The 12,807-nt window shown below is 64.4% G+C and carries 11 protein-coding genes; 1 reads left to right on the forward strand and 10 read right to left on the reverse strand.

Annotated elements, in window-relative coordinates:
• Positions 1-23: 23 nt before the first annotated feature.
• The 3 genes from BM059_RS09705 to BM059_RS09715 form a co-directional block, all read right to left on the reverse strand.
• Positions 24-998 carry a TRAP transporter substrate-binding protein gene (locus tag BM059_RS09705; protein WP_037003198.1) on the reverse strand — a complete coding sequence of 325 codons (975 nt, stop codon included), beginning with the start codon at positions 996-998 and terminating at the stop codon, positions 24-26.
• Between the two features lie 76 nt (positions 999-1,074).
• Positions 1,075-1,950 carry an SMP-30/gluconolactonase/LRE family protein gene (locus BM059_RS09710; protein WP_074938267.1) on the reverse strand — a complete coding sequence of 292 codons (876 nt, stop codon included), beginning with the start codon at positions 1,948-1,950 and terminating at the stop codon, positions 1,075-1,077.
• A 53-nt stretch (positions 1,951-2,003) separates the two neighbouring features.
• On the reverse strand, positions 2,004-2,831 hold the full coding sequence (locus tag BM059_RS09715) for an NAD-dependent epimerase/dehydratase family protein (RefSeq protein WP_074938268.1): 828 nt from the start codon (positions 2,829-2,831) through the stop codon (positions 2,004-2,006).
• Positions 2,832-3,205: 374 nt separating this feature from the next.
• On the opposite strand from BM059_RS09715, the gene BM059_RS09720 reads away from it, so the two are divergent.
• Positions 3,206-4,231, forward strand: a complete 1,026-nt coding sequence (locus BM059_RS09720; protein WP_074938270.1) for a LacI family DNA-binding transcriptional regulator — start codon at positions 3,206-3,208, stop codon at positions 4,229-4,231.
• Between the two features lie 5 nt (positions 4,232-4,236).
• Here the strand turns inward: BM059_RS09720 and BM059_RS09725 are convergent, their stop codons facing one another.
• The 7 genes from BM059_RS09725 to BM059_RS09755 all read right to left on the reverse strand — a co-directional run bounded on the left by BM059_RS09725 (position 4,237) and on the right by BM059_RS09755 (position 12,806).
• The gene (locus tag BM059_RS09725) at positions 4,237-5,340 is read right to left on the reverse strand and encodes a DUF1513 domain-containing protein (RefSeq protein ID WP_074938271.1); all 1,104 of its coding nucleotides are present in this window, start codon (positions 5,338-5,340) and stop codon (positions 4,237-4,239) included.
• A gap of 2 nt (positions 5,341-5,342) precedes the next feature.
• Positions 5,343-6,404 carry an imelysin family protein gene (locus BM059_RS09730; RefSeq protein WP_074938273.1) on the reverse strand — a complete coding sequence of 354 codons (1,062 nt, stop codon included), beginning with the start codon at positions 6,402-6,404 and terminating at the stop codon, positions 5,343-5,345.
• Between the two features lie 10 nt (positions 6,405-6,414).
• Positions 6,415-7,827, reverse strand: a complete 1,413-nt coding sequence (locus tag BM059_RS09735; protein ID WP_074938274.1) for a di-heme oxidoreductase family protein — start codon at positions 7,825-7,827, stop codon at positions 6,415-6,417.
• A gap of 138 nt (positions 7,828-7,965) precedes the next feature.
• The gene (locus BM059_RS25060; protein WP_083413254.1) at positions 7,966-8,745 is read right to left on the reverse strand and encodes an SH3 domain-containing protein; all 780 of its coding nucleotides are present in this window, start codon (positions 8,743-8,745) and stop codon (positions 7,966-7,968) included.
• Positions 8,746-8,888: 143 nt separating this feature from the next.
• Entirely contained in the window at positions 8,889-10,853 is a 1,965-nt protein-coding gene (locus BM059_RS09745; RefSeq protein ID WP_074938276.1) for a methyl-accepting chemotaxis protein, read from the reverse strand.
• Between the two features lie 402 nt (positions 10,854-11,255).
• Entirely contained in the window at positions 11,256-12,038 is a 783-nt protein-coding gene (locus BM059_RS09750; RefSeq protein ID WP_074938277.1) for an IclR family transcriptional regulator, read from the reverse strand.
• 93 nt (positions 12,039-12,131) lie between these two features.
• Positions 12,132-12,806 (reverse strand): sarcosine oxidase subunit gamma, encoded by a 675-nt coding sequence (locus BM059_RS09755; RefSeq protein ID WP_083413255.1) that lies wholly within the window; start codon positions 12,804-12,806, stop codon positions 12,132-12,134.
• Position 12,807 lies beyond the last annotated feature (1 nt).

Genomic DNA, 12,807 nt, shown 5'->3' on the forward strand with positions numbered 1-12,807 from the left:
GGCGCCGCGCGCTTGCGCGTGGATTACTGAACGGCTTCGATGCGCTTGATCAGGTCGGCGAACTGTGCGCCGTACTTCTCACGTACCGGGGCGGTAGCGTCGTAGAAGGGCTTGGTGTCGACTTCGATGAACTCGACGCCTTCAGCCTTGAGCTTCTCGTCGCTGGCCTTTTCCTTGGCAACCCACAGGTCGCGCTCTTCCAGTTGGGCCTCTTTGGCCAGTTTCTTGACCAGCGCCTGCTGCTCGGGGGTGAGCTTCTCCCAAGTGGTCTTGGACATCAGCAGGGGCTCGGGGAGGATCAGGTGATGCGTCTGGGTGTAGTACTTGGCCGCACGGAAATGGTTGTGCTCGAGCAGGGTCGGCGAGTTGTTCTCGGCACCGTCGATCACGCCGCTCTGCAGGGCGCTGAAGATTTCACCGGTGTCCATGGCGATGCCGTTGGCGCCCATGGCGTTGAGGGTATCGATGAACAGCGGGTTACCGATCACGCGGATCTTCATGCCCTTGAGGTCTTCCAGCTTGTGTACTGGCTTCTTGGTGTAGAGGCTGCGGCTGCCGGCTTCCATCCACGCCAGGCCGACCATGTTGAAGTCGGAGTTGGTGATGGCGTCGAGGATTTCCTGGCCGATCTCGCCATCGACCACTTTGCGCATGTGATCGATATCGCGAAACACGAAGGGCATGTTGAAGACGTTGGTGGCAGGCACCACCGGACCAACCGAACCGAGGCTCACGCGGGTCAGCTGGACCGCGCCGATCTGGGTCTGTTCGATCACTTCCTTCTCGGAGCCGAGAACGCCGCCAGCGAACATGCGGTATTTGATTTCGCCGTTGGTGGCCGCCTCCAGTTTCTTGCCGAGGCTCTCCATGGCAACCACGGTCGGGTAGCCGGCGGGATGGATCTCGGCAATCTTCAGGGTCGTCTCGGCCTGTGCGAAGGAGGACAGACCGAGCGCTAGAGGAAGTGTGGCGAGAAGCAACTTGCGTTTGAGGTTCATGCGGAAAACTCCGTCTTGTTGTTGTTGGTGAACAGCTGTGTATACCGGTGCCGCGAACGGCCCGGGGTGAATCGGATCAGGGTTGGAAAGCCGGCTCCTCGATGCCGCACACGCCGGCTTGCAGGGCGAACACGCCACCCGCCAGCGGTTGCTCGGAGAGATCGCCGCCGGGGCGGATCGAGGTCACGAACAGGGTGTCCAGGTTCGCGCCACCGAAGGCACACATCGCCGGCTTCTTCACCGGTACGGCGAGTGAGCGGTCGAGTCGGCCATCGGGGGTGAAGCGGTGAATCAGGCCTTCGTCGTTGCCACAGATCCAGTAGCAGCCATCGACGTCCATCGCCGCGCCATCGGGGCGGCCCGGATGCTGGTTCATGTCGATGAACAGACGACGATTGTGCGGCGTGCCGCTATCGATGTCGTAGTCGAATGCCCAGACGCTTTGTACGCTCGGATGCGAATCGGAGAGGTACAGGGTGCGGCCATCGGGGCTGAAGGCCAGGCCGTTGGGCACGATGAGGTCGTCCAGCACCTGTTGCAGTTGACCGTCGTAGCGATACAGCGCGCCGACGCGTGCGCCCTGTGCCATGTCCAGCAGCATGGTGCCGGCCCAGAAACGGCCCTGACGGTCGCAGCGGCCATCGTTGAAGCGCATTTCCGGGCGGGCGTGCTCGACTGCTGCCAGGCGTTCGGCCTGTACCTTACCGTCGTCCTGCAGGCGCAGATGAAAGATGCCGCTCTGCATGCCGGCGAGCCAGCCGCCGGCCGGATGCATGGCGATGCAGGCGAGCATTTCCTCGGCCTGCCAGTTCTGCGTCTGGCCAGTCATAGCGGACCAGCGATGCAGGCGTCCGGCAGGAATATCGGCCCAATAAAGAGCCTGTTCGGCTGTGTTCCAAACCGGGCTCTCACCCGTGGCGTTGCGCGCATCGACAATCAGTTCGGCTGTCATGGCAGTCAGGCGCTCTACGTGTTGTTAGGTTTTTGGCAGTCGCAGCGATGTGTTCAATCGTCGCCGAATGGGCCGGCTGCCACGAAGGCACCGCCCTGATAAATGCGTGCCGGGTCGTCGGCGGCCGGCATCGGCTGCGCTTCCACTTTGGCGCGGAACACTTCCGAGCTGTCCTTGGGCGTGAAGCCCAGGTGCGCGGCCTTGCTGTTGTCCCACCACACGTCGCGGTTGTTCGACATGCCATAGACCACGGTGTGGCCAACGTTCGGGGCGTACAGGCAGCGTTCAAGCAGGTGGGTGAGGTCGTCGTAGCTCAGCCAGGTGCTCATCATGCGGCGGTTGGCTGGCTCGGGGAACGAGGAGCCGATGCGGATGCTGACGGTTTCGATGCCGTAGCGATCGAAGTAGAAACTGGCCATGTCTTCGCCGTAGGACTTGGATAGGCCGTAGTAGCCATCCGGGCGACGCAGGCTGTTGGCATCAAGGTGCTCGTCCTGCTTGTAGAATCCGATGACGTGGTTGGAGCTAGCGAATACCACGCGTTTCACGCCATGGCGGCGGGCCGCTTCGTAGACATGGAACACGCCACAGATGTTGGCGCCGAGGATTTCTTCGAAGGGGCGCTCGACCGAGACGCCACCGAAGTGCAGGATGGCGTCGACGCCTTCGATCAGTTGATGCACGGCGGTCTTGTCGGCCAGGTCGCAGCGCACCACTTCTTCGTGGGGGCCGGCAGCTGGGGCCATTTCGCCTATGTCGGAAAGGCGCAGGATAGTGGCGTAGGGGCGCAGACGTTCGCGCAGTACCTTGCCCAGTCCGCCGGCAGCGCCGGTCAGCAGCAGGCGATTGAAGGGGCGCAGTTCGCTGGTAGTCGTGGTCATGGCGGGGCCTGGACTCTTGTTGCTTGTTGTTATTGGATTGTCATACGTTGTCGTATGACTTGAATCGATTATCAGCACCAACCCAGGCAATGTCAACGTGACAGAGCAGAGAATTTAAGCGGTTTCTTCTGCTCCTGAGTTGCCCTCAAGGGAGCTTGATTTTCCCCTGGCTGCAAGTCTATTCATGGTCTTGATGGCTCTATCTCGCCAGTTGACCGCGAAGGTGCAGGATGGCCCAGGACGGGCCGATGTGGTTTCGCGCTGAAGGTGCGTCGGGCAAGCGTCGGGACATTTGACTAAAGTTGTATGACAACGTATCTCGAGTGTGTGAAGGTGCTGCCAGGTGGGTGGCACACAAGCAATGGAGGCGTGAAATGAGCAGGAAAGCTGCTGGCATCCGCAGTAGTGCAGCGCCGACGCTGGTGGATGTCGCACGGGTCGCGGGGGTGTCGCCGATTACCGTATCGCGCGCGCTGGGCCGGCCTGAAGTGGTCACTGATGCCACCCGTAAACGCGTGCTGGAGGCGGTTCGGGCGACCGGCTACGTACCCAATCTGGCGGCCGGCTCCCTGGCGTCCAGTCGCAGCCGGCTGGTGGCGATTTTCCTGCCGACCATTGCCAACTCGATCTTCGCCGATACCGTGCAGGCATTGACGGCGCGCTTGGCGGCGGCGGGCTACCAGACCTTGCTGGGCCTGACCGGTTATAGCCCCGAGCAGGAGGAAGCCTTGCTCGAAGCGGTGCTCGGGCGTCGACCGGATGGCATCGTGCTGACCGGCACCGAGCACACCCAGGCCAGTCGTGAGCGCCTGGCGCGGGTTGGTATCCCGCTGGTCGAGGCGTGGGATCTGAGCGAGCACCCGGTGGACATGCTGGTCGGGTTTTCCCATGAGGCGGTTGGCCAGGCGGTAGCGCGTTATCTGATTGGCAAAGGTTATCGTCGGGTGTCGGTGGTGGGCATCGATGACCCGCGCGGCATGCGTCGTTATCGAAGCCTGGTGGCGGCATTGCAGGGCCATTTGACCGCGCCGGTGGCCTCGCGGATCCTGCCCGCGCCGGCGACCCTGGCGGTCGGTCGCGAGGGTTTGGCTCGCCTGCTGCAGGAGAATGCAGCAGGCGACGTGGTGGTCTGCAGCTCCGATACGGTTGCGCAGGGTGTAATGGCTGAAGCGCTCAGCCGCGGCTTGCGCATCCCCGAGGATCTTGCCGTGATGGGCTTCGGCGACCTGTCCAGTGCCGCCCATACGCATCCGCCACTCTCCACCGTTCGAGTGGACGGACCGCGTATCGGCTGCGCCATCGCCGATGCCCTGCTGGCGCGCTTCGCCGAGCCTGCGGCAGCGCGCCAGCCGCTGCGCCTGGACGTCGGTTTCGAGCTGGTCGAGCGCAGCAGCGCCTGAGCCCGTCAGGCCAGTCGTAAGTGGTTGTCCCACAAACCGGCGGGTAGCTGCAGGGCGTTGGTGACGATCTGCGTGCTGCGGCAATCGTACAGGCGGCAGCGGCCCTGGCCTGAGGTGACGACGAAACCATCGGCTACCGCGCCAACACCTGCGCAGTCCGGCAGTGGTACATCCAGACGTACCTGCGCGCTGTCCAAGTCCCAGATGAAGAAGCGGTTGCCGCGCGGCGCGGTCATCGCCAGCAGGCGCAGTTCGTCATGGATCGCCACGCTGGCGGTGTACTGGTTCATCGCCGCGCGCTGCGGCTCGCCCAGGGCAAACGGTTGGAAGGCCTGGCCGGGGCGTTTGATCGCCAACAGCGGCACCGCATCGTGCAGGGCGCCCATGTACTGCTGGCCGCTGACCACGGTGCCGTCGCGCGCGACAGCGAGGTGGCGGATGCTGTTCTGCTGGTCGGCCAGGTGTTCCTGGCTGAGCAGGTTGCCGTCGCGTTTCATCAGCACCAGGCTGGCCTGCATGGCGTCGAGGTTCATGTCGACGCGGCTCTCCGCTTCGGTGCGGATGCCGCCATTGGCCACCACCAGGGTTTCGCCATCGGGCATCCACAGCAGCTGGTGCGGGCCAACGCCATGACTGCTGTGTTCGCCGTCGCGCAGCAGTTGCTCACTCTGCAGGCGATAGGTGCCAATCACGCCACGGCCTGGCTCGGTGGTGTCGTTCTCAGTGGCGTACAGCCACTCGCCGCCCTTGTGGAACACCGCGTGGCCGTTGAAATGACGCCCGGCCGGCGAGGTAAGCGTTTGCAGCAGGCGACCGTCGCGGGTGTCGATCAGGTAGCTCTCGGTGCTGGGGCGGCGGCCGACGAACAGGGCCATGGGCAGGCTGGGGTGCGGCACCACATCGTGGCAGCGCTCGTTGACGGGGGTGGCGAAGGCGCGTTCACCGTCGAGGTGATAGCCGACGGCGTAGTGGTTGCCGTCGCCATCGTCACGGGCCGACAGCAGCAGCGGCTGTCCGGACGGACCGAACAGCGTCCAGCCGCCGAAGGCACCCGCGGCCGCGAGGCTGGCGGCCGCGGCACTGAGGCCGAGGAAGGCTCTGCGTCGCATGCTCAGTCTCCGTCGTGGGCGTTGAAGCCGATCTGCACGCCGAGCGCTTTGGCCAGCTCGCTTTCCTGCAGGCGGTGCAGGCGATTGAGGCTGTCGTACAGCTCGTTCAGGGCGCTACGGCCGGCCTCGTCGGCGAGCAGCTCGACCAGCGGGCTGTCGAGTGTGGCCAGGCGTTGACGGGTGTCCTGGTAGGCGGCATCGATGCGTTTTGCCAGGTCGGCCTGATCTTCGCCCAGCAGCGATTGAATGCCGTCACGGTTGCTGCCGTGCCACAGCAGTTCGGCGCTGGCCAGCGCGGCGGCCTGGTTGGCCAGGCTGGCGGCACTGCGCCAGGCCTCGGCCTGGTAAGGCTGGGCGATGCCCTTGCTCTGCCGACCCATCGGTGCCCCAAGCTTCTTCTTCAGGCCATCCAGGGCGCTGACCTGCACACGCAGCAGTTCGGCGACCGCCTCGTTGGCGTCGGCGTAGCGCTCGTTGGGAAACTGCTTCAACTGTCCGGCCATGCCCGTTTTGGCCTGCCATTCACCGACGATCTCCGCCGCTAGGGCCTGCTGGTGCTTGCCGATGGCCTGCAGTAGCGGACAGTAGCGCGCTTTCTGTTCGGCCTGGGCGAGGTCCAGGTTGGGGTCGAAGAGAATGTATTCGTAGGCGGTCAGGCCTTGCACCACCACGCTGGCATTGGACAGGTCGTCCGCGCTCAGCTGCGGCTTGCTCTTGAGCAAGGCTTCGACCTGGCGCTGGACCAGGTTCTTTTTGTCCGGCCAGAACTGGATCTGCCAGGCGCGGTTGCCTTCGGCCAGCGGCCCGACCAGCAGCGGCTGCAAGCCGGCCCAGGCGCTCTGGGCGCCGAGAAAGGCCTGGCGAGCGGTGCTCAAATCAGCGTTACCTGCGCAGAAGGCTGCGGCATTCACGGCCAACTGGCGGTCGGCCTCCTGCCAGCTGTTGTAGGCCGGCAGCAGCACGCCATCGGTCAGCGCTGCGCTGACCTTGGCTTTCGGGTCCTGCTGGCCGCAACCGACCAGGGCCAGGCCGAGTAGAGAGGCGATCAGGGTTTTGTGCAACATCGCAGGCTCCTTAAAGAGAGTTCAGGAAGGCGAGCAGCGCTGCTCGCTCATCGCTATCGAAACGCAGCACCTGCTGCTTGGCCGCTTCGGCTTCGCCAGCGTGCCAGAGAATGGCTTCCAGCAGATTACGGGCGCGGCCGTCATGCAGGAACTGAGTATGGCCGTTGACCGCTTGCGTCAGGCCAATGCCCCACAGCGGCGCTGTCCGCCATTCACGGCCGCTGGCGAGAAACTCCTCGCGACCATCGGCCAGCCCTTCGCCCATGTCATGCAGGAGCAGGTCCGTGTAGGGCCGGATCAACTGGCTGGCCAACTCCGGCTCGGCGGCATCGGCCGACGTGGTGAAGCTGGGGGTATGGCATTGCTGGCAGCCGGCCTGGTGGAACAGGCTCTTGCCCTTGAGCACTTGCGGTGCGTTGACGTTGCGCCGTGCGGGCACGCCGAGGTTACGGCTGTAGAACAGCACGCTGGCGAGGATGTTGTCGCTGACTTCCGGTTCACCGCCATGGGGCGCTGCCAGGCAATCGGTTTGCGCCGCAGTGCAATTGTCATGAGGGATCAGCGAGCTGGTCAGGCCCATGTCGTTGGCGAAGGCTTCGGCATTTTGCTGATTGAGGCTGGGCTGGCCGGCCTTCCAGCCGAAGCGGCCGAGCACGCTGCGCTGCTGGGTACGATCCCAGACTAGGTTGGCGCGACCGGAAATACCGTCGCCATCGGCGTCGTCCGGGTCGGCCGCGGCCAGAATGTCTGCCTCTGCGATGGCTTCGAGCAGGCCGAGGCCGATCATCGGCGGGGCGATACGTGCCGAGAACCGGGTGTCCGGGTGCATGTCGCCGTAACCGAGTTGGCTGATGTCCAGCTCCGGCTTGCGCAGCTCCACCAGCGTGCCGTCGGCGAAACGCACCTGCACGCTGCTGTAACTCACGCGCACCTTGCCTTCGGGTGCTACGCCGGGGTTGGCCATGTCTTGCAGTTGCGCGCCGTAGGTCGGTTCGGCGACCACGCCCTGGCGGGTCAGTACCTCGGCATGCTCCGGGCCGGCCGGTATCGACAGGCGCACCAACATCGAGACGGCGCTGACCGCGTCTGGCCCCGGCGGGTGGCCGCGACCGTCCTTGAGGTGGCAGTTCTGGCAGGCGTTGGTGTTGAACAGCGGCCCCAGGCCATCGCGCGCAGTGGTAGTGGCCGGTGCCGTGACCCAGGGATTGCGGAAGAAGCTGTTGCCCACCGCGAAGTCCAGGCGACGACTCGGCGCCAGGTTGGCCGACGGTTGGGAAAAAGCGTTGTGATCGAACTTGCGTACCGTCGCGGCACCAGCCGAGAGGGCCTCGCCGGGTTCTGCCTGGGTAAATTCAGGCTGCTGTTCGCAAGCGATCAGGGACAGGGCCAGAAAAGGCAGCAGGCAACGCTGGAGCGGCGACATCGAGGAGCTATCCGAACAGACAAGTAAGCGGGGCGCCAAGATTAGCAGGCTAACGGAATTTAAATAAGATGGATTAGCGTTATCTAGACGCGGTCAGAGGTCGCGGGGCGGCTGCGCGTGACGCAGCCGCGGGGGCTGTCAGGCGCTGGTTCTGGTCACGGCGATGAACCACTTCGGCTGCATGGCTGCGAAGTCGGTGCGCAGGTTGCTGGGCAGGTAACTGGCGGAGTCCAGAACATGCATCTGGCCGGCCGCGCGTTCGAATACCACCCAATGCCAGAAGTCGCGGCCGTTTTCCTGGTGGTGCTTGATGGCCAGCAGGGCCAGCTCCGGGAGTTTCTCCCAGGATTCGAAGGGGGTTTCGCCTGTGGCGGCTGTTGCACCGCCTGCGGCCAGCAGGCGTCTGACGTATTGGGTGTCGGACCACAGCGATTCGTCTTCGGCATGGATGCCCATGGCGTTGGCAATTGCCTTCATCTCGGCGTAGGGCTTGCCGAGAATGTTGGCGGCTGCAGCGATGCCGCAGCCGCTGACTTCTTCCTGTATGACGCAGCGCGGCGCGAGTTCGGTGAGGTTGGCCTGGGGCACCCAGCCTGATTCGGTGCTGCCTTCGCGGGTACACCAGAACCAGCCATTGAGGCTGCGCGAGGCGATCAGCCGTTCACCGACGCGTACATCGAGCTCGCGGGCGGTATAGGCCTCGCGAGCACGGGCGCGCTGTCCATCGAGCCTTTCGATAACCTGGCTGGGAACCCAGCCTGCTTCCTGACCCGGCGTGCTGCAGAGAAACCAGTTATCCCAGCCTTCGTCGCCCTGATACGCGTCGCCAACCGTAAGCGGCGCGCCCTCGGTGAAGGTGATCGGGTGGGGAAACTCGCTGGTATGGGCGGTGGTGACGGTGAGGGTTCGCGGGGTCATGTGCATCCTGCCAGTCGCTGTCCATGGGGGGACGCGACAGGTTAGCGGCAGGCCGACGGTTCGGGAAGGGCGGCGCGTGGTGAGTCGCGCCGCGATTGGATCAGGTGTGCGACCTGGAGAGTATCGCCAAGCCGCACATGGGCTCAGGCGCTGACCCGGAAGCGGTTGACCTGCTCCTGTAGGTCGCTGCCCAGGCGCGCCAGGTCGACGCTGGCCGCCGAGGTTTCCTCGGTGGCGGCGGCCGATTGTTCGGCGATGTCGCGGATGTTGGAAATGCTGCGATTGATCTCCTCGGCCACCGAACTCTGCTGCTCGGAGGCGGTAGCGATCTGCTGGTTCATCTGCTGGATGCGTGACACGGCTTCGTCGATCAGGGTCAGGGCGCTACCAGCCTGGCGCGCCGCTTCCACGGTATCGCCCGCCATGCTGCGGCTTTTGGTCATCACGCCCACGGCATTCTCGGCACCACTTTGCAGGGTTTCGATCAGTTGTTCGATCTGCTGTGTGGATTCCTGCGTGCGGCGTGCCAGGGCGCGCACTTCGTCGGCCACCACGGCGAAGCCACGGCCGGCATCTCCGGCGCGTGCAGCCTCGATAGCGGCGTTGAGGGCGAGCAGGTTGGTCTGTTCGGCGATGCTCTTGATCACGTCCAGCACGGTGCCGATGTTGGCGCTATCGCCCTTGAGGCGGCCGATGGCCTCGGCGGAGGTCTCCACCGTGTGGGCCAACTGCTCGATGCTGGTGATAGCTTGCTGCACCACGGCACCGCCCTGGCGGGTCTGATCCTCGGCATGGCTGGCCGAGGTTGCCGCGCTTTCGGCATTGCGCGCGACGTCGAGTACGGTGGCGGCCATCTGGTTCATGGCAGTGGCGACCTGCTCGGTTTCCATGCGTTGTTCGGTGACCCCGGCGCTGGTCTGTTCGGTGACGGCCGAAAGTTCCTCGGCGGCGGTGGCGAGCTGGGTGATGCCGGCGCCGAGGCGCCCGATGAGGTCACGCAGGCTCTCGGTCATGGCCTGCATGGCCTGCATCAGTTGGCCCAGCTCATCGCGTCGTTCGCTGCGGATATCGAGCGTCAGGTCGCCGCTGGCCACCTGGCGTGCGACGCTGACAGCGCGCTGCAGCGGGCCGACGATTACCTGGGTAATCAGCAGGGCGCAGAGCAGCCCGAGAACGAACGCTACCGCGGCGGCGGTGATCAACAGGTGCTTGGCATCGGCGGAGTCGCTCTCCAGCAGTGTGCGTTGCAAACTCAATGATTTACTTGAGGCCGTCGCCACTTCGCGGGCGCGTTCGGTCATCGTCTGCTCGGACTGGTCGCGGGCTTGAATGCTGGCGCGCATGTTCTTGAACTGCTCGCGGTATTCGCCTAGTGAGCGCATGGCTTCACCCAAGGTCTGGCGCGCCTGGGCATCCAGAGGCAGTTGCTGAAGTTTTTCGCCATTGCTCTCAAGCGACTGGAAGTGCGCCTCGAGCTTGCTGGCGTAATCGTCGCTGCCGCGTAGCAGGAAGTCCTTCTCTCGACGCCTGGCTTCGAGCAGCTCGGTAGAGAGGGTATTGGCCAGATTGGCGTGCTTCAGCAGTTCGATGCTGGTCGCGTCGTTGGTCTGGCGAATCTGCGCCACGGCGGTTTGGCGCAGGCGTTCGGCCAGCGTATCGAAGCGTTCCAGGGCTGTCCTGGCCGAGTCTTCCATGGCTTTCTGGGTCTGCTGGTTGCTGTCGGTGGTCTGCTGCAGATGGAGCAGTTCCGCACGATAGAGTCCGACATCCTCCTGGATCTGGCGCATCAGGGCCTTGTTCTCCGGCAGTTGCAGACGTGCTTCGCTGGTCTGTGCCTGGGTGTCGACCTCATCGGCCAGTGCGACAGCCTGGGCCAGGTACTGGTTTTCCCCACGGATGATGTAGTTCTTTTCCTGCTGGCGTGCCTGGGTCAGCTTGCTGTCGATGGCGTTGACGCCCAGCAGGTTGTCGAAGCGCGCCAGGCTGGTTTCCAGTGCCCAGTGCCCGATCCATACGGTGCACAGGGTAATGAGCAATATCAGGCCGAAACCGGCCATGAGTTTCTTACGGACACTCAGGTCAAGCAGGACTCTAGCAAGCGTATTCATGGCAACTCCTTGTAAGGCGTTTTCTCTCAGAACCTGGGGTCTGCAGCGTGCATGACTGCCTGCTGGAATGATCGGCAGGCATGCTCGACCGTGTGGGCAAAGCGGGTGCCAATACAACGAGTGGGTGGTGCTGGAGGCGAGCTGGTCCGGTGTCCGGCCAGGTTTCATGGAAGGAGGCGCGTGTGGACTTCCTGGTCATCACCGGGCGTGACAGTTGACCCTGGCGTTATCGGATGTGCCCGCAAGCGTGCGGTTAATGCTCGCCACTCGAAGTGATCTGGCGTCCGCAGAATATCAATCTGGCAGATGATGGCAATATGATGTTACGTATTTCGTTAAAAAAATGACGCCTGTCTATTGGCGTTCCTGCGGGGAAGTTCAGCATATTCGCTGCCGAATGACCTACTTACCTCCGAGTTCGAGGGAAATAGCATCCGCACATTGCTGCAGACTTTCTCTGTAGCGTTCACGCGCCACGGGGCTGTCCATCACCGCTTCCGGCCCGGACAGGTTGATCGCCGCCACCACGTCGCCACGGTGGTCACGTACGGCGCAGGCGATGGCGGTGGAGTAGTCGGAGCGGTGCATCACCCAGCCGCGCTCGCGGTCGCGTTCGAGCAGTTGTTGCAGCTCGGGCAGGGTCTTCGGTGCGGGCGGTGGGTAGTCGTCCAGGCGGACGTGCTGGTAGAGCTTGTCCAGTTCCATGGGCGTCAGGCCGCTGAGCAGCATGCGGCCCATGGCCGTGCAGTGGCAGGGGATTCGCGTGCCGATGGGGATGTTCACCGACAGCCGCTGGGCAGCGAAGGCGCGACCGATGTAGAGGCTGTCAGTCTGTTCGCGGATGGACAGGTGGCACGACAGCGAGGTGCGATCACGCAGGGCATTGAGGTGCGGCATGGCAATGTCCACCAGGTCGCGGCTGGCCAGGTAGGCGAAGCCGTCGCAGAGCACCTGCGGGCCCAGCTCGTAGCTGTTCTTGCCGAGCTTGTGCAGGTAGCCCATGTCGGTGAGCGTGACCAGGATGCGGTAGATGGCCGAGACGCTGAGCCCGAGACGCTCGGCGATGGCGTTGCTGCTCAGGCTGCGCTCGCTGGCGTTGAACATCTGCAGGATGCTCAGGCCGCGTTGCAGGGCGGGGACGCGGTAGTCGCTGTCGCGTTCCAGCTCGTCTTCGTGGATGCCCATGGTTGTCCTCCAGATTCGTTGGGGAGGTGGTGCGCATGGCGCACTCTACGTTTGGCGCCATGGCCGTAGGGTGCGCCGTGCGCACCAGGGGGCTCAGGGCAATGCGTCGATCCCCACCGGCTGGCCGCTGAATTCCTGCATGGCGTCGAGCAGCGCGCCCCAGAAGTAATGCACCGAGGCGCGGTCGCAGAGGAGGTGCAGGCACGGCACTTCGCCCAGCGGCAGGTTGGCGACGATGACGTTGACCCGCGCCGCCGAAGTCTGCGCCACCTGGCCGACGGCGAAGGCCTGCGCGCTGAGGTCGACGCCGCAGAGCTTGGCCATCACCTCGGCCTGGCAGGTGCCGCTGAGCACCAGCCAGGCGTGGCTGTCCTGGCGCGGCAGCAGGTACTGGCCGGCGCTGGCCTGCCACTGGCTTTCCTCGCGCTGCGCTTTGCTGCCGGCATCGTGCAGGCTGCCGAGCAGCAGGTACTCGGTTTGCGACAGGCGTAGCACATGGCTGCCATCGGCCTGGCTCAGCGCCTGGTTGGGCGCTTGCGGTAGCTGGTAGCCCAGGGCGCCCAGGTAGTCAGCGGCGGCCGGGCCGCGCAGGCCGTAGCGGGCGAGGCTGGTCAGGTCGATGAGCGCGCAGTGGCCCAGCAGGGCGCTTTCGTCGCCCTGGCCGTAGTCGGTGACGATGCAGCTCTCACCGAAGTGCGCGAGGGTGGCATCGGTCTGCAGGCGGTAGAGCGGGTTGCGCGCTGCGAATTGATTGGCTTGGAGGGTCATC

The sequence above is a fragment of the Ectopseudomonas composti genome, from assembly GCF_900115475.1.
GTDB lineage: Bacteria > Pseudomonadota > Gammaproteobacteria > Pseudomonadales > Pseudomonadaceae > Aquipseudomonas > Aquipseudomonas composti.

What these genes read in the sequence shown, in the direction of transcription:
- BM059_RS09705 (WP_037003198.1), bottom strand. Translation starts at nt 998, where the DNA reads ATGAACCTCAAACGCAAGTTGCTTCTCGCCACACTTCCTCTAGCGCTC.
- BM059_RS09710 (WP_074938267.1), bottom strand. Translation starts at nt 1,950, where the DNA reads ATGACAGCCGAACTGATTGTCGATGCGCGCAACGCCACGGGTGAGAGC.
- BM059_RS09715 (WP_074938268.1), bottom strand. Translation starts at nt 2,831, where the DNA reads ATGACCACGACTACCAGCGAACTGCGCCCCTTCAATCGCCTGCTGCTG.
- BM059_RS09720 (WP_074938270.1), top strand. Translation starts at nt 3,206, where the DNA reads ATGAGCAGGAAAGCTGCTGGCATCCGCAGTAGTGCAGCGCCGACGCTG.
- BM059_RS09725 (WP_074938271.1), bottom strand. Translation starts at nt 5,340, where the DNA reads ATGCGACGCAGAGCCTTCCTCGGCCTCAGTGCCGCGGCCGCCAGCCTC.
- BM059_RS09730 (WP_074938273.1), bottom strand. Translation starts at nt 6,404, where the DNA reads ATGTTGCACAAAACCCTGATCGCCTCTCTACTCGGCCTGGCCCTGGTC.
- BM059_RS09735 (WP_074938274.1), bottom strand. Translation starts at nt 7,827, where the DNA reads ATGTCGCCGCTCCAGCGTTGCCTGCTGCCTTTTCTGGCCCTGTCCCTG.
- BM059_RS25060 (WP_083413254.1), bottom strand. Translation starts at nt 8,745, where the DNA reads ATGACCCCGCGAACCCTCACCGTCACCACCGCCCATACCAGCGAGTTT.
- BM059_RS09745 (WP_074938276.1), bottom strand. Translation starts at nt 10,853, where the DNA reads ATGAATACGCTTGCTAGAGTCCTGCTTGACCTGAGTGTCCGTAAGAAA.
- BM059_RS09750 (WP_074938277.1), bottom strand. Translation starts at nt 12,038, where the DNA reads ATGGGCATCCACGAAGACGAGCTGGAACGCGACAGCGACTACCGCGTC.
- BM059_RS09755 (WP_083413255.1), bottom strand. Translation starts at nt 12,806, where the DNA reads ATGACCCTCCAAGCCAATCAATTCGCAGCGCGCAACCCGCTCTACCGC.